Raw genomic sequence first — 16370 nt, forward strand, 5'->3', positions numbered from 1 at the left:
CAAATTTTGTATCAATTCATTACCAAAGCCAAACTGCCGACCGTGCATGGCGATTTTGACATTCATGTATTTGAAAACGAAGACGGACAAGAACACATCATGCTAAGCACAGGACTGCCGAGCGCAGGCGATGAGCTGCCTTTGGTACGCATCCATTCTGAGTGCCTGACTGGTGATGCTTTTGGCTCGCTCAAATGCGACTGCGGCCCACAGCTGAACGCCGCGATGCAAGCGATTCAAGAACATGGCGTCGGTGCAATCTTATACCTGCGTCAAGAAGGTCGCGGCATTGGTCTGACCAATAAAATACGCGCCTACGCCCTACAAGATCAAGGACATGATACACTTGACGCCAATCTGCTTTTGGGTCTGCCTGCCGATGCGCGCACCTACGAGATGTGTGAAGTGATGCTGCACTCTGTCGGTGTTGATAAACTGGCACTGCTTACCAATAATCCTAATAAAGTCAATGACTTGGTAGAGCAAGGCTTTGATGTTGTCGAACGCATTCCACTGATCGTCGGTGTCAATGCACACAACCAAAATTACCTAGCCATCAAAGGCGCAAGAATGCAGCACCACATCACGCCGCAAGATTTACAAAATTCACAGTCTTAAACCAAAGTACAAACCCAAAGGAAATCGCCATGCACGCTCAAATCCAACAGGTAAGAGAATTTTTATTAACTCTACAAGATAACATCATCAAAGCTTTAGAAAACCAAGAGCAAACAGGCGGCGTGGATGGTGCAAGCGATACCAAATTCATCGAAGATATTTGGCAGCGTCCCGAAGGCGGTGGCGGTCGCTCCTGCGTGTTCAAAGGCGGTAAAGTCATCGAAAAAGCAGGCGTGATGTTCAGCCACATTCACATCAAGCAAATGCCCGCATCCGCGACCACGCGCCATCCACAGCTGGCAGGCGCACAGGCGCAGGCATTGGGCGTGTCTTTGGTCATTCATCCGACCAATCCTTATGTGCCGACCAGTCACGCCAATGTACGCTTATTCGTCGCAACCCCTGAAGATGGCGGCGCGCCGATTTGGTGGTTCGGCGGCGGGTTTGACTTGACGCCATTTTACCCAAATCTTGATGATGTCAAGCATTGGCACAAGGTGGCGCATGATTTGTGCCAGCCGTTTGGTGATGGCGTGTATGACAAATACAAAGCTTGGTGCGATGAGTATTTTTATCTCAAGCACCGTGGTGAGTGCCGCGGCGTGGGCGGCCTGTTCTATGACGATGTCAATACCGCAAGCACGGGCTGGGATTTTGATACTTGCTTTGCGTTCATGCGTGCGGTCGGACAAGGCTATATTGATGGCATTGTGCCAATTTTTGAGAACAATAAGCACCGCGCTTATGGCGAGCGTGAGCGTGAGTTTCAGCTGTATCGCCGTGGGCGTTATGTGGAGTATAACTTGGTCTATGACCGTGGTACGCTGTTTGGCTTGCAGTCTAATGGTCGCACTGAGTCGATTTTGGTATCGATGCCGCCCTTGGCTGCGTGGGAATATCGCTTCGAGCCAAGCGCGGGCACGCCTGAATACGAGCTGACGGATTTTTATTTAAAGCCGAAAGATTGGCTGGCTTTGTGATATTGATCTGCTTTGGTCATGATTTTTGTTATTTTTGGTTAAAAACTCTGCAATTATGACAAAAATTCGGTAGAATGAGAATCACTTATCACTGTGATGATTGATAAATCACAATATCATTTTAAACAGCCAAAGAGGATGCATGATGCAAACCAAAACTCTATTAGCCGCACTGGTTGCTGCGACCCTTGCCCTGACTGCCTGTGGCAAAAACGAAACTGCAGGCGCAAGCACTGCTGCTGCACCAGCCGACCAATCAGTGGTAAAAGCGCGTGAAGATCTGATGACAGATTGGCGCCGCGCCAACCAAACCCTAAAAGGCATGATCGAAAATCCATCGACTTTCGATGCAGCGACCTTTAAAGAGAACGCTGATAAAATCGCAAACAGCACTGAGCAAATGTGGACTTATTTTGAAGGTGAAGCTGCCAAAGGCGGTGAAGCTGCAGACGCCATCTGGACAGACGCGACAGGCTTTAAAGCTGAAACCGAGAAATTCACCGCTGCTGCCAGCGCACTATCTGCCGCAGCCGCCACAGCCAGCAGCGCTGCCGATGTTGAAAAGCTATACGGCGAGATGGCAAGCTCGTGCGGTTCATGCCATAAAGGCTTCCGCAACGACTAAGCCGATAACTAAGTTCAAGCTTGAATATTTTGCAATCCCTACACCATCCGTGTGGGGATTTTTATTAATTGGTGATCAAAAATAACAAAACCCCAAGCGTGAACTTGAGGTTTTTGTTGATCCATTGGAATCGCAGAAGGATTAAGCTTCTTTGCGCGCGCCCAATTTTTCTTTAATACGAGCAGACTTACCTGAACGATCGCGTAGGTAGTAAAGCTTCGCACGGCGTACATCACCACGGCGTTTCACTTCGATGCTTGCAATCAGTGGTGAGTGTAGTTGGAATGCACGCTCAACGCCAACACCGCTTGAGATTTTACGCACGGTGAAAGCAGAGTTTAGACCACGGTTGCGCTTAGCGATAACCACGCCTTCGAACGCCTGCAGACGCTCACGGTCACCTTCGCGTACTTTTACTTGTACGACAACAGTGTCACCTGGACCGAATGATGGATGGTCTTTAAGTTGTGCATTTTCAACAACTTGTACTAGCGGATGTTTATTGCTCATGGAAATTCTCCAATTATCATGGCATAGGCTAAAAGTCTTTATTACCCAGTTTGCTGGGCAATGGCTAAAAGACCGCATACCATCGTTACATAATGCGCCACATGACGCGCTGTCCGAACCATACAGACAAGTTTCTTAGTCATTCAAGTCTTTAAGCCACTTGAGTTGCTGTTTGTTTGGGCTAAATTTTTCCCACAAATCAGGTCGTCGCGCTTGCGTGCGTTTGACCTGCTGAATAAACCGCCATTTGGCGATATTGGCATGATGACCTGACAAAAGCACATCAGGCACCGCCTTGCCTTGAAATTCCAAGGGCTTGGTATAATGCGGGCAATCCAATAAGCCATCGACAAAAGAGTCTTGCTCAGCGGATAAATCATCGCCCATCACGGCAGGCAATCTGCGAATCACGCTATCCATCAGCACCATCGCAGGCAGCTCGCCACCAGTTAAGACATAATCACCGATGGAAATTTCCATATCGACATAAGTCTCAAGTAGTCGCTCATCAATGCCTTCATAGCGACCACAGAGCAAAATCATGCCATCAAATGCCACCATCTGCGTTACTACAGTTTCGCCAAGCGTCTCGCCTTGTGGAGATAGATACACCACAGGGCATTTATCAAGATCGCAGCCTGCTTGCATTGCCAAATCTTTGGCGTGCGCGATGGCTTTTTCAAGTGGTTCGGCCATCATGACCATACCTGGCCCACCACCAAAAGGTCGCTCATCAATACGGCGATAATTATCAGTGGTAAAATCTCGCGGATTAATCAGATGAATCATCGCCTGTTCGCGCTTAATCGCTCGCCCTACCACGCCATATTCAGTGATGGCGGTAAACATTTCGGGCAAAATACTGATAACCGCAAAAAACAAAACTAAATCCTTGATTTTACTATCTTTTAATTACTAAACCATATGCCAAAATTGATAAAATGACACACTGATTAATTGGCTTAGTAATCAGCGCCCCATGCTACCAACATAGTTTGCTTTTCCAAATCCACCGATAGCACGACATCTTTATGCCACGGGATCAGTCGTTCTTCTTTATCAATGCTGTCCGCTGTCGGCTTGACTGAGATGATCTCATGCGCGCCAGTTTCAAACATCTGTATGATCACGCCCAACTTTTCGCCATCTTCATTGATGACCGCTAAGCCAATCAAATCCGACCAATAATACTCATCTTCGCCAAGCTCAGGAAAGCTGTCTTTGGACACCCAAATGGTTGTGCCATTCATGGTCTCAGCGACATTACGATCAGCAATCTCTTCAAAACACGCCACCAATCCCTGACCTTGCGCGCGCCAGTCTTTGACCGTCAAAGGTTTAAACCCTGTCGCTGTCTTCATCCACCAAGGCGACATCGCAAAAATGCTTGAGCGCTCATCAGTTTCACTAAATACCCACAGCCAGCCTTTGATGCCATAGGGTTTTTTCAGTGTGGCAATCTTAACCAAATCGGCAGGATCAGGCGTTTGAGTCAGACGAGTACGAGTATTGGTATTCACGGATTTTGAGAATTTTTTAATTAATCTGATAGCAGAAACGGTTTACACTCACATCTAAGTGCAAACCGTATTCATCAAGCTGAGTATTAAGCAGCTTTGTTCAATGCTTTTACCAATGAAGCAACGCGATCGGTAGGCTGTGCGCCTTTTGCGATCCATGCATTGTATGCTTCTAGGTCAATGCGAGTTTCAACTTCTTGACCACGCGCTAGTGGGTTGAAGAAACCGATTTTCTCGATAAAACGACCGTCACGAGCTGCACGCTTGTCAGCAACAACGACTTGATAGAATGGACGCTTTTTAGAACCGCCACGAGCTAGACGAATAACTACCATGATAACTCTCTTTTAAAGTATGAAAAACTAAAAATTAATTTGTGCAAGAATTAGAGCATGATACAGATCCGATGAAGTTGAGGATGAGCCGTTACGAACCTGAACCACTAAAGCGACTATTATAGCAAGAAATTTGGCTTCTTAAAAGTAAAAATTTGCTTTTTGCCAAAATAATCTACAATTTCGCTACAAAAGCTGTGATACAATGAACTCATTGGTTTTTTATTGGCGCTGATTATGAGCTTACACGCACGCACTTTATTGGGCAAAATTCGCTATCGCCTACATTCTAACACCATGCAGACGGTGGCGATGGTTATTTTTATCGTATTTGTCAGTGTGACGCTGTCCTTGTGGCTGATTTGGCGCAGCTTATACCGCCCTGAGATCCAAAACCACGCCACTTATCTTGCCAGCGAAATTAAGCTTTTGACATCTGCCAAGCAAGAATGGCGCAACAGCCCAGATTTCGTACATTGGCTGACCGATAATACCCATGTCGAGATCGTCACTGATCCGCGTGAATTTCCTGATGTCACCGACAAGGTGCTGGTCACTTATATCACCGAAGTGTTCGCCGAAGAGCTAGAACGCAGTTTGGGTCGCCCTGCTAAGGTGTATTTTAAGTTCAAACCTGAGCCGAAATTATGGATCCAAGACAGCGCCAATCCCAACATCTGGATTCGCGAGCCGATGATGCATTATTCGCAGTACAGCACAGGTGTGCTGGCAGGTTTTGTGTTTGGCATTCCACTTTTGACCATTTTGACCATTTGGATCTTGATCCGCGGCTTAAACCGCCCGCTGCGAAAGCTTGAGCGCGCAGCATCTGACTACATCTTACAAGGACACGCCACCACTCTACCCACCCAAACCGGCCCGAGCGAAATCCGTAAAGTAAACACCGCGTTCAACCGCCTATTTACCACACTCAGCCAAGCACAAAAAGAGCGCACCATCATGCTTGCTGGCATCAGTCACGATTTGCGCACGCCTTTGACACGGATGCGCCTGACCGCCGAGATGTTACCTGATGAATTTTTCCGCGAAGGCTTGGTCTATGACATCGAAGATATGGATGCGATCTTGGATCAGTTCATTTCGTTCATGAAAGATGGATCGGACGAACCTGTGAAATTGACCAATTTGGATACGATTTTTAAGGAAATCATGATCCAGTTCGATGGCACGCGTTTTATTTATGACAGCAGTATCGATCAGTCTGTGCCTGTGCGCCCTTTGTCGATCAAGCGTTTGATTGTTAATTTGGTCAATAATGCCATTCGCTATGGCAGTGAGCCGATTCATCTGATGGCGAAAATCACTCCTACCATCGATGAAGATAGTGATGAGCTATTGACGCGTTATCCTGTTTTGACGATCAGCGTCAAGGACGAAGGTGAAGGCGTGGCAGAAGATCAGCTTGAGCGTATCATGCAGCCTTTTGAGCGTGGCGAGTCGGCACGCACCACTCAAGGCAGCGGTCTAGGACTTGCCATCGTCAGTCGTATCGCTCATCTGCACCAAGGTGAAGTGATCGCGCAGAATCACCCTGATGGCGGCTTACAAGTGCTGATCAATATTCCGCTGATGACCGCTGTGGCAAATGATCATAAAGACAGCCCTAGCACATGATATTTAAGTGATAATTTACACCAAATAAAGCAAATCATCAGCTTGATTTATAAATGGTTTTCTCAACGCGCTCTTGGGTAATCTCATCGGCAGCGACGCTCACACCCACTTGCTTGATCGGCCAAGTCATCATAAAGCGCGCGCCATGCAAGCTTGGGCTTTCATCAACCGATAAGGTGGCATTGAACCAAAACGCAATGCGACTGACGATCGATAAGCCCAAACCATAACCGCCCGACGCACGCGTACGACTGTCATCAAGTCGCGCAAATGGCACAAACACTTTTTCACGATCAGCTTCGGCGATACCATGTCCATCATCTTCGACACAGATGAATGCCGAGCCTTGGTGCGTACCTGCCGACACGCGCACAGTCGATTCGGCATAACGCAGTGCATTACCGACAAGGTTCTGTACCACGCGGTGCAGATAACGGCGATCCGCCATCGCAACTATCTTTGGTGGTGGAAAGTCACAAACAATCTTAATCGGCTTACCCAAAGCATTAGTCTCACGCTCGATCTGCTCAAGCAGTTCTTTTAGATTCACCATTTGCCAATCAAGCTTCGGCGAGCCTTCTTCTAGCTTGGCATAAGTCAAAATCTCATCAATCAACTCATCAAGCGACTCAATGTCATCATCGATATAATTTTTTTGCAGTTGGCGCGAATCGGCATCATCGGTATCAGCAAGCATATCGACAGCAAAGCGAATACGCGCAACGGGGGTTCGTAGTTCATGCGATACCGCACGCGTCAGCTCTCGCTGCGATTCGATCAAGCGCTTGATATGTGCGGTCATTGAGTTAAAAGTCGATGTCAGGCGCGCAATGTCATCACTGCCAACCACTTGAACTTTGGTGTCAAGATTGCCTTCAGCAACACGATCGACGCCCGACTGAAGTAGTCTTAGACGGCGCTCCAATGGGAAAATCAGACCATACACACCAAGCCCGATAAGCAGCATACAAATCAGCACCACACTGACCAGTAGATTAAACGGAAACCAGTTAAACAGCGCAATCGGACCGATGACAATCACACGCCCTTCGACATCGGACGATGCCACCACTTCAATAAAAGAAGTTTGTGCATTGTTGCCATCACCAAAAATAATCACAGGTTCATCGCGTCTTAGGCGTACGATTTGATCTTGGTCAAGATTCAATTCGTCTAAATTACGCAGATGTAGTGGGTGTGAAAACTTCTTGCTCAGAAAATCAAGGCGCGCTTGCTTTTGTTCAAATTCAGGATAATAAGACAAATCATCAAGCAAAAAAATCGCCAAGGCGCGCACTTGTCGCTCGCCAACTTGCGAGATTTTCACCGTCAAAAGATTGCTTTCGCCTGCGATACGATGATAAATGGTATATTCATTGACCGCGTGATCATAGCGGACGACGGTTTTTTCTTCTTCTAATCGCTTAATCTCGCGCGCTTTTAGCTCGACATCCATCATCGGCACAATGGTGAATTTACTACCAAACAACTGACTGGCATCATCCAGCCAATACACGCGCGCCGCTTCGGATTTTTGATTGACCACCCCTTGACCGATCAGATAAAACACCCCTGTCGCCACAGTTTCGCGGTAGTTTTGCACGCGCTCTTGATTGAGCGTATCGACAAGCAAATACGCAAAAAAAGCCACAGATACACAGACCAACAACAAGCCCATGTAAATTCGATAAAAAATACTGCGTTCAGTGAGAGTGAGTCGAGCCATAAATCATGATTTCATAAAACAAAAGCCAGCAATAAGCCAGCTTTTGGGAATGCAAACAAGGGCAAATCAGTTGCCTTCTTTGACGAATAGATAACCTTTACTGCGAACGGTTTTGATGCGCTTCGGATTCTCTGGATCATCGCCAATTTTTGGACGAATACGAGAAATGCGCACATCAATCGAACGGTCTTGACCATCATACTCAATGCCGCGCAGACGCTCAAAGATGTCTTCGCGCGATAAGATACGACCAGCGTTTGATGCCAATAGCCAAAGCAAGTCATACTCAGCACTGGTAAAATCAACCAATTCATCGTTCAAAGTTACCGAACGACCGCCATTGTCAATTACCAAATCGCCAAATTCTAGGCGCTGTGGCGAATCATCAGACGGTGCAGAATCAGAACGGCGCAACAATGCACGAATGCGCGCCAATAGTACGCGTGGCTGTACAGGCTTTGCGACATAGTCGTCTGCACCCATCTCAAGACCCAGCACCTGATCCATGTCGTCAGTACGCGCTGTCAACATCAAAATCGGCTGCTGATAATGTGCACGCACTTCACGGCACACAGTCAGACCATCACTGCCTGGTAACATCACATCAAGCACAACCAAATCAGGCTGCTCAGTGATAATACGACGAATCGCTCGCGTACCATCGGTTTCCAAAGCAACATCAAGATCATTACGACGCAGGTAATCCTGTGTCAGCATCGCCAAACGCTCATCATCTTCAACGATGAGAATTCTTGGCATACCTTCTTTTTCTGGCGTAGTCGATGTCATATCATCTTATCCTTGGGCAGATCGCAAAATCACCACAACCGCACCTGATTAGGCACGGTTTTTGTATTTTTGAATGGTTTGTAGCTGTGCTAATGATTCAGCCAATGCGTGTAATGCAGCATTGGTTTGTAGCGTATCACTTTGGTTGGCAAGCATTTGCTCAGCAGCACGACGCGCTTCAGCAATCTTCGCTTCATCCAAATCATGTGCACGCTCAGCACTGTCAGCCAGTACAGTTACGACATTTGGCTGTACTTCTAGCACACCACCAGAGACATAAATGACTTCTTCTGAAGTGCCATCAGCCAACTTCATGCGCATCGCACCTGGCTTAAGCAAAGTAATCAGCGGCGTGTGACCTGCCAACACACCAATTTCACCACTGTGACCATTGGCGATCAACATCGTGATCTCGCCTGAATACAACTCTTCGCGAGCGCTAACCACTCGACATTTAAAAGTTGCCATGAAAAATCTCCCAATAATCTTAGGACGGATTAGCATTGATTGACTGGATAAATATAAACCATTTATCCAGTCAATACAAGCGCATTAAGCAGCTTTTAGCTTCTCAGCTTTGGCAACGGCTTCATCGATACCGCCAACCATGTAGAAAGCTTGCTCTGGCATATGGTCATATTCACCTTCGATGATCGCTTTAAAGCCAGCGATGGTATCACGAAGCGCGACATATTTACCTGGTGCACCAGTGAAGACTTCTGCCACATGGAATGGCTGAGACAAGAAACGCTGGATCTTACGAGCGCGGTAAACAGTCAGTTTATCTTCTTCTGACAACTCATCCATACCCAAAATGGCGATGATGTCTTTTAGCTCTTTGTAGCGTTGTAGAACTTCTTGCACGCCACGAGCAACATTGTAGTGCTCTTCACCGATCACTTGTGGATCAAGCTGACGAGAAGTTGAGTCTAGTGGATCAACCGCAGGATAGATACCTTGTGACGCGATGTCACGGCTTAGTACGACTGTTGCATCCAAGTGAGCGAAAGTAGTCGCAGGGCTTGGGTCAGTCAAGTCGTCCGCAGGTACATAAACCGCTTGCACAGAAGTAATAGAGCCTGATTGAGTCGAAGTAATACGCTCTTGTAGCGCACCCATCTCTTCTGCTAAGGTTGGCTGATAACCTACCGCAGATGGCATACGACCTAGTAGTGCTGATACTTCAGTACCGGCTAGGGTATAACGATAGATGTTGTCAACGAACAATAGAACATCACGTCCTTTACCAGTTGCTTCGTCTTTTTCGTCACGGAAGTATTCTGCCATGGTTAGACCAGTCAAAGCAACACGCAGACGGTTTCCTGGTGGCTCATTCATCTGACCATAGACCATCGCTACTTTAGACTTGGTGAAGTCTTCGGTATTCACAACGCCAGCTTCTTGCATTTCGTGGTAGAAGTCGTTACCTTCACGAGTACGCTCACCAACACCAGCGAATACAGAAAGACCAGAGTGTTTCAGGGCGATGTTGTTGATCAATTCCATCATGTTAACGGTTTTACCAACACCTGCACCACCGAACAGACCAACTTTACCACCTTTAGCGAATGGACATAGCAAGTCAATAACTTTAATACCGGTTTCTAGTAGTTCAGTTGAGTTTGATTGCTCATCGTAGCTTGGTGCTTCACGGTGGATAGACCATTTCTCAGCTGCGTTTACTGGACCAGCTTCATCGATTGGGCGACCCAATACATCCATGATACGGCCAAGTGTCGCTTGACCTACTGGCACAGAAATTGGTGCGCCTGAGTTAGAAACAGTAAGACCACGCTTTAGACCTTCAGTTGAGCCCATAGCAATGGTACGCACCACGCCATCACCCAGCTGTTGTTGTACTTCTAGCGTAGTTTCAGTACCATCGACGCTAAGTGCGTCATAGATTTGTGGTACTTGACCACGGTCAAATTCAACGTCAATAACCGCGCCAATAATCTGTACAATACGACCGCTCATTGCGTTCTCCTATTATCTAATATTAGTCAATTAAGAAACAGCGGCAGCACCACCAACGATTTCCGAGATCTCTCGGGTAATCGCCGCTTGACGCAGCTTGTTATAAACCAACTGTAATTCTTTGATTAAGTTACCAGCATTATCTGTTGCTGCTTTCATTGCCACCATACGAGCTGATTGCTCTGATGCAATATTTTCGCGTACTGATTGGTAAACCACCGATTCGATGTAGCGTAGCAACAAGCCATCAATCAAGGTCTTGGTATCGGGCTCATAGATATAATCCCAGCTGTGTGCTTGAAGTTCATTGCCTTCAAACTCACCTTCTGCCAACGGAACAATCTGTTCTACGGTTGGCTTTTGAGCCATCGCATTGATGAATTGGTTGTACACCAAATAAATGCGATCCAATTTGCCATTTTGATAATCATCAAGCATGGCTTGAACTGGTGTATTGATTTGTTCTAGCGATGGATTATCGCCATAATCTGTCACTGCAGAAGTAACTTTACCGCCAAAGTTCTTGAAAAAACCAACGCCTTTTGCACCAATGACTGCAAACTCAATCTCAACTGACTGCTCTTGGTAGCTTTTGACTTTTTTCAACAAGTTTTTAAACAAGTTGATATTCAAACCACCTGCCAAGCCACGGTCTGAAGTCACCACCACAAAGCCAACGCGATTGACTGGACAGCTTACCATGTATGGGTGCTTGTAGTCCGATTGTGCTTGCACAAGGTGTGAAATCACTCGACGCACACCATCTGCATAAGGGCGACCTGCTTCCATTCGCTCTTGTGCACGACGCATTTTACTGGCAGCCACCATTTGCATAGCGCGGGTGATTTTTTGCGTGCTTTTGATACTGGTTACTTTAGCACGAATTTCTTTTAAGCTTGCCATAATTATTCCAATACTGGACTTATTTTAAATGGGTTTATGGTGCGTTAAACAACGCCTAACACACCATATTGCTTGTTTTGCTTAGAAGCTGGTAGATGCCTTGAAGCTTTCCACTGCAGCTTTTAGACGACCTTCGATGTCATCGTTGTAGTTTGCAGTTTCATCAATTTCAGTCATCAATGCAGCGTGTTCTGTGCGCAAGAAGCGAAGGAATGCTTCTTCGAATGCACCAATTTTTTCAACTGGCACATCAGCTAGGTAGCCTTCGTTTGATGCATAAATAACTGCTGCTTGATCAGCGATAGACATCGGCGCATATTGCTTTTGCTTCATCAGCTCAGTAACACGCACACCATGCTCAAGCTGCTGCTTGGTCGCATCATCAAGGTCAGATGCAAACTGAGCAAATGCTGCCAACTCGCGATACTGTGCTAGTGCGGTACGGATACCACCTGATAGCTTTTTGATGATCTTGGTTTGTGCAGCACCACCAACACGCGATACCGAGATACCAGCGTTCACCGCAGGGCGGATACCTGAGTTAAATAGGTTTGACTCAAGGAAAATCTGACCATCGGTAATAGAAATCACGTTGGTAGGTACGAATGCTGATACGTCACCTGCTTGGGTTTCGATGATTGGCAATGCAGTCAAAGAACCAGTTTTGCCTTTTACTTCACCATTGGTGAATGCTTCTACATAGTCAGCATTTACACGAGATGCACGCTCTAGTAGGCGTGAGTGTAGATAGAATACGTCACCTGGGTAAGCTTCGCGTCCTGGTGGACGGCGTAGTAGCAATGAAATTTGACGATAAGCAACTGCTTGCTTAGACAGATCATCATAAACAATCAATGCATCTTCACCGCGGTCACGGAAGTATTCACCCATCGTACAGCCAGAGTATGGCGCGATGTATTGTAGTGCTGCTGGCTCCGATGCAGACGCAACAACAACTGTGGTGTACTCAAGTGCGCCAGTTTCTTCTAGCTTACGCACAACGTTAGCGATGGTCGAACGCTTTTGACCAACAGCCACATACACACACTTGATGCCAGAATTTTTCTGAGCGATGATGGCGTCGATTGCCAATGCAGTTTTACCAGTTTGGCGGTCACCAATGATCAACTCACGCTGACCACGACCGATAGGAATCATAGTATCTACTGCTTTATAACCAGTCATCACAGGCTCATCAACTGATTGACGAGCGATAACGCCTGGTGCGATTTTTTCAACTTTGTCAGTCAATTTTGCATTGATTGGACCTTTGCCGTCGATTGGGTTACCCAATGCGTCAACAACACGACCTAATAGCTCAGGACCTACTGGGACTTCCAAGATACGACCTGTGCAGTATGCTTTTTGACCTTCTTGAAGGCTTAGATATTCACCCAGTACAACCGCACCGACTGAATCTTGTTCTAGGTTCAGCGCCATACCATATACGCCACCTTCGAACTCAATCATCTCGCCATACATAGCCTCTTCTAGGCCATGAATTTGCACAATACCATCAGAGACTTTGACGATTACGCCTTCCGTTTTTGCAGTTGCGCTTACGTCAAGGTCTTGAATACGCTGCTTAATCAGATTGCTGATTTCGGCTGGATTCAATTGTTGCATTGCCTTGTTTCCTTAAATTTAGACAGCTGACTTATGCGGTCAGCTGAGTCTTTAATTGTTTTAACTTGCCACGCACTGAGCCATCGGTAAACTTATCGCCCACTTTAATGGTAGCGCCACCAAGCAGTTCAGGATTCACTTCTTCATGTAAAATGACAATAGACCCTGTAGAAACTGCTAAGCGTTCCTGCAAATTTTTACGCTGGGCTTCGGTTAGTGGATAGGCTGAAGTAACATAAGCGTCAACCTGTTTTAGCTCTTGCGACTTAAGCTTGCTGTAATGCGCATGAATCTCTGGCAATAGCGCCAAACGATCATGTCCTGCTAGCTGTTTGGTAAAATTAGCCAATGCTAAAGAAGCTTCTTCTGCAGAGATTTTGTTGTAGGCATCAAGCAATACATCTGCCTTTTGATCTGCAGAAATGGCTGGATTGTTCAGCAAAGAAGCAAATTCTTCATTGCTTACAATACTGCTAGCAACCGACAAAAAGGTCTCCCAATTATTGATTACATTTTGCTCTTTAGCATAGTCAAATGCTGCTTTGGCATATGGTCTTGCTAAGGTAGATAGTTCAGCCATGTTATCCTCTAATTACAGCTTAGCCGCCAACTGGTCAAGCATGCTGGCGTGTTCTTGTTCATTGACTTTGTCTTGCAAAATCTTTTCTGCACCTAACACTGCCAATTGAGCCACTTGTTTGCGTAGCTGTTCACGAGTTTGAGCAACTTCTTGCTCTACAGTCGCATGAGCCTGTGCAATGATTCGCTCGCCTTCTTGGCGGGCTTGCTCTTTGGCTTCTTCGATCATTTGGTTAGCGGTTTTATTCGCGCGTTCGATGATAGAAGCGGCTTCGGTTTTTGCGGCAGCAAATTCTTGTTCAACTTGCTTTTCAGCAGAAGCAAGATCTGCTTTTGCTTTTTCGGCGGCGTTTAAGCCTTCCTCAATTTTTCTTTGGCGCTCATTAATCGCGCCGATCAGTGGTGGCCATACGAACTTCATGCAAAATAGCACAAAAATCGCAAACGCAATCATCTGACCGATAATGGTAGAATTGATCATCCAATCACCTCGTTGTTAGTGAAAGTCAGGTGATACCCACCTTTGAAAGCTGCGCCATCAAAGGTGGTCGTTAAACTGACAGTTTCAGCTTATGCGAATGGGTTGGCGAACAATAGTAGCATTGCGATACCAACACCGATCATTGGTACGGCGTCAAGTAGACCAGCTACGATAAACATTTTGGTTTGAAGTTGTGAACCAAGTTCTGGCTGACGAGCAGTACTTTCTAGGAATTTACCGCCTAGGATAGCGAAACCGATACCAGTTGCTAGTGCGCCTAGACCGATTAGTAGAGCGACTGCTAGTAGCGTGTATTGTGCGATTACTGGATCCATGATGTCTCCTTAATGACCTAAAATAAAAAGGGTTAATGAAAAAGGTTCAAATTAATGTTCGGATTGTGCTGAGATCAACGACAGATAAACAATCGTCAACATCATAAATACGAACGCCTGAAGAGTAATTACCAAGATATGGAAGATTGCCCAAGGCACACTCAATGCCCACTGAATCCAGAATGGCATCAGCGCGATCAAGATAAAGATCAACTCACCTGCGTACATGTTACCGAATAGACGCAGACCCAATGAGATTGGTTTTGCCAATAGAGTAACGATTTCTAGTACTAGGTTTACAGGGATTAGTACAGCTTGCAAAATTGGGTTTTTTGCACTGAATGGGTGCAAAGTAAATTCTGCGATAAAGCCGCCAATGCCCTTATATTTGATACCAAATCCAATGATCAACAATAGGACACCAATCGCCATACCCAAAGTGATGTTCGGGTCGGTGGTTGGTACAATCTTAAAGTAAACATGATGCGGATCATGACCCATAGCAGCGCCGACTTTTTGTGCAAGAGTTGGGATGAAGTCGATTGGCACTAGGTCCATCAAGTTCATCAAGAAAATCCACACAAAAATCGTCAATGCCAATGGCGCGATCAGCTTTGATGGGCCATTGTACGATTCACGAACACTGTTGTCCACGAAATCTACAATCAGCTCAACAAACGCTTGCAGCTTGGTTGGAACGCCAGCAGTCGCCTTGCGACCCACCGCCCAAAAAAGCGCACAAAAGAAAATACCCAAGCCAACTGACCAAAGCATAGAATCCAGATGAATGGCACTAAAACCCATTTGCGACGCTTCAGTGGCATCTGCTGCCACTTTCCAGCCATGCTCTGGGTGGTTGCCATATGTCCAGTTGGTCAAATGGTGAGCAATATATTGTGAAGATGTCTGTTCGGCTGCCATAATAAGCTACTTATTTTAACTCAAACAAAAGAAAGATTGGAGAAAATACGCCAAATCAAAAACGAAGTTACGATTCAACACGCTCAATCCATTGCCACCAAATCAAGGTCGATCTGGTGATTCCATCTCGCGCTGTGGTGTCAAGTCTCTGACTGCGTGCGAGCTGAAAATCAATGCGTCACCCAAACTGCGGTGAACTGTGAAACAATAAATTGCTTTTGTAACTAACCGAGTATATTACTTTAGTGTAGGCGATATGTAAAGGGCTAATGTGATTTTTATTACCGAAATTTTTCAATTTTATGATGCTTTGGGTAATATTCAGGCAATAATGCCCGTTTTTGCGCCTATTTTGCTGTTTTTACATGATATTTATGCAGCGGATTGTTTATTTATTTCAATCGCATCAGTGACAGCGTGTGTACCAATTGCATGAGCAAATAGCCCAAAATCACCATCAGCACATTGACATCGATCGCTTTGGTAAAAATCAGCGCAAAGCCAATCAGCGTCACCGCCCATTTGAGCATCTGCCCCAAATACATATTCAGCATGATCTGCCGCGATTGTCGCGTGCCCGTTTCGCGATAAGCAATAAAAGTAAACACACACTGAGCAAGATACGCCAGCATCCCACCTGCCGCCACCGATTTGGCAATGGCAAGCGATACATCGCCTTTCATCATACTATATACTGCCGCGACAATAATAATGCCCAAAAGCACGATACTTTGGCGTTTTTGATTGCGATAAATATCTGCTTGGCTGTTTCGCTTGGCTGGTCTGGTCATGAATTTCTGCCCAAAAAAT

General features: G+C 46.1%; 19 protein-coding genes. 4 read left to right on the forward strand and 15 right to left on the reverse strand.

Annotation, left to right across the window (positions count from 1 at the left end; all coding sequences use genetic code 11):
* The first annotated feature begins 6 nt into the window (after nt 1-6).
* From ribA to NGM44_RS02955, 3 genes are all read left to right on the forward strand, one after another.
* A complete protein-coding gene (gene ribA / locus NGM44_RS02945) occupies nt 7-618 on the forward strand; it encodes a GTP cyclohydrolase II (RefSeq protein ID WP_253224179.1) in 612 nt (203 codons plus the stop codon).
* Between the two features lie 29 nt (nt 619-647).
* Entirely contained in the window at nt 648-1598 is a 951-nt protein-coding gene (gene hemF, locus NGM44_RS02950; protein ID WP_253224180.1) for an oxygen-dependent coproporphyrinogen oxidase, read from the forward strand.
* A 142-nt stretch (nt 1599-1740) separates the two neighbouring features.
* Complete coding sequence (locus tag NGM44_RS02955) at nt 1741-2223, forward strand: cytochrome c (protein ID WP_253224181.1); 483 nt, start codon at nt 1741-1743, stop codon at nt 2221-2223.
* 141 nt (nt 2224-2364) lie between these two features.
* On the opposite strand, the gene rplS is transcribed toward NGM44_RS02955, so the two are convergent.
* The 4 genes from rplS to rpsP all read right to left on the reverse strand — a co-directional run bounded on the left by rplS (nt 2365) and on the right by rpsP (nt 4588).
* Complete coding sequence (gene rplS / locus NGM44_RS02960; protein ID WP_103033791.1) at nt 2365-2733, reverse strand: 50S ribosomal protein L19; 369 nt, start codon at nt 2731-2733, stop codon at nt 2365-2367.
* A 135-nt stretch (nt 2734-2868) separates the two neighbouring features.
* The gene (gene trmD / locus NGM44_RS02965; RefSeq protein WP_253224182.1) at nt 2869-3615 is read right to left on the reverse strand and encodes a tRNA (guanosine(37)-N1)-methyltransferase TrmD; all 747 of its coding nucleotides are present in this window, start codon (nt 3613-3615) and stop codon (nt 2869-2871) included.
* An 80-nt stretch (nt 3616-3695) separates the two neighbouring features.
* Complete coding sequence (rimM, locus tag NGM44_RS02970) at nt 3696-4229, reverse strand: ribosome maturation factor RimM (RefSeq protein WP_253224610.1); 534 nt, start codon at nt 4227-4229, stop codon at nt 3696-3698.
* A gap of 110 nt (nt 4230-4339) precedes the next feature.
* Complete coding sequence (gene rpsP / locus NGM44_RS02975; protein ID WP_078253324.1) at nt 4340-4588, reverse strand: 30S ribosomal protein S16; 249 nt, start codon at nt 4586-4588, stop codon at nt 4340-4342.
* A gap of 237 nt (nt 4589-4825) precedes the next feature.
* Here rpsP and NGM44_RS02980 point away from each other — a divergent pair, with 237 nt between their 5' ends.
* Nucleotides 4826-6223, forward strand: a complete 1398-nt coding sequence (locus NGM44_RS02980; RefSeq protein WP_253224183.1) for an ATP-binding protein — start codon at nt 4826-4828, stop codon at nt 6221-6223.
* Between the two features lie 37 nt (nt 6224-6260).
* Here the strand turns inward: NGM44_RS02980 and NGM44_RS02985 are convergent, their stop codons facing one another.
* The 11 genes from NGM44_RS02985 to NGM44_RS03035 all read right to left on the reverse strand — a co-directional run bounded on the left by NGM44_RS02985 (nt 6261) and on the right by NGM44_RS03035 (nt 16351).
* On the reverse strand, nt 6261-7949 hold the full coding sequence (locus NGM44_RS02985; protein ID WP_253224184.1) for an ATP-binding protein: 1689 nt from the start codon (nt 7947-7949) through the stop codon (nt 6261-6263).
* A 66-nt stretch (nt 7950-8015) separates the two neighbouring features.
* On the reverse strand, nt 8016-8738 hold the full coding sequence (locus NGM44_RS02990; protein ID WP_253224185.1) for a response regulator: 723 nt from the start codon (nt 8736-8738) through the stop codon (nt 8016-8018).
* Between the two features lie 48 nt (nt 8739-8786).
* Entirely contained in the window at nt 8787-9206 is a 420-nt protein-coding gene (locus tag NGM44_RS02995; protein WP_253224186.1) for a F0F1 ATP synthase subunit epsilon, read from the reverse strand.
* A gap of 84 nt (nt 9207-9290) precedes the next feature.
* Nucleotides 9291-10715: a F0F1 ATP synthase subunit beta gene (atpD, locus tag NGM44_RS03000; protein ID WP_253224187.1), complete on the reverse strand. Its 1425-nt coding sequence runs from the start codon at nt 10713-10715 to the stop codon at nt 9291-9293.
* Nucleotides 10716-10745: 30 nt separating this feature from the next.
* Nucleotides 10746-11618, reverse strand: coding sequence for a F0F1 ATP synthase subunit gamma (gene atpG, locus NGM44_RS03005; protein ID WP_253224188.1), 873 nt, complete (start codon nt 11616-11618; stop codon nt 10746-10748).
* Between the two features lie 81 nt (nt 11619-11699).
* Nucleotides 11700-13244 (reverse strand): F0F1 ATP synthase subunit alpha, encoded by a 1545-nt coding sequence (atpA, locus tag NGM44_RS03010; protein ID WP_253224189.1) that lies wholly within the window; start codon nt 13242-13244, stop codon nt 11700-11702.
* 31 nt (nt 13245-13275) lie between these two features.
* Nucleotides 13276-13824: a F0F1 ATP synthase subunit delta gene (locus NGM44_RS03015; protein ID WP_253224190.1), complete on the reverse strand. Its 549-nt coding sequence runs from the start codon at nt 13822-13824 to the stop codon at nt 13276-13278.
* Between the two features lie 12 nt (nt 13825-13836).
* The gene (locus NGM44_RS03020) at nt 13837-14304 is read right to left on the reverse strand and encodes a F0F1 ATP synthase subunit B (protein ID WP_253224191.1); all 468 of its coding nucleotides are present in this window, start codon (nt 14302-14304) and stop codon (nt 13837-13839) included.
* Nucleotides 14305-14393: 89 nt separating this feature from the next.
* Nucleotides 14394-14639 (reverse strand): F0F1 ATP synthase subunit C, encoded by a 246-nt coding sequence (atpE, locus tag NGM44_RS03025; RefSeq protein ID WP_078253314.1) that lies wholly within the window; start codon nt 14637-14639, stop codon nt 14394-14396.
* Between the two features lie 51 nt (nt 14640-14690).
* Nucleotides 14691-15560 carry a F0F1 ATP synthase subunit A gene (atpB, locus tag NGM44_RS03030; protein ID WP_253224192.1) on the reverse strand — a complete coding sequence of 290 codons (870 nt, stop codon included), beginning with the start codon at nt 15558-15560 and terminating at the stop codon, nt 14691-14693.
* Between the two features lie 392 nt (nt 15561-15952).
* Entirely contained in the window at nt 15953-16351 is a 399-nt protein-coding gene (locus NGM44_RS03035; RefSeq protein WP_253224193.1) for an ATP synthase subunit I, read from the reverse strand.
* Nucleotides 16352-16370: the final 19 nt, after the last annotated feature.

It is taken from the genome of Moraxella sp. FZFQ2102 (assembly GCF_024137865.1).
In the GTDB taxonomy this organism is placed as follows: Bacteria; Pseudomonadota; Gammaproteobacteria; order Pseudomonadales; family Moraxellaceae; genus Moraxella.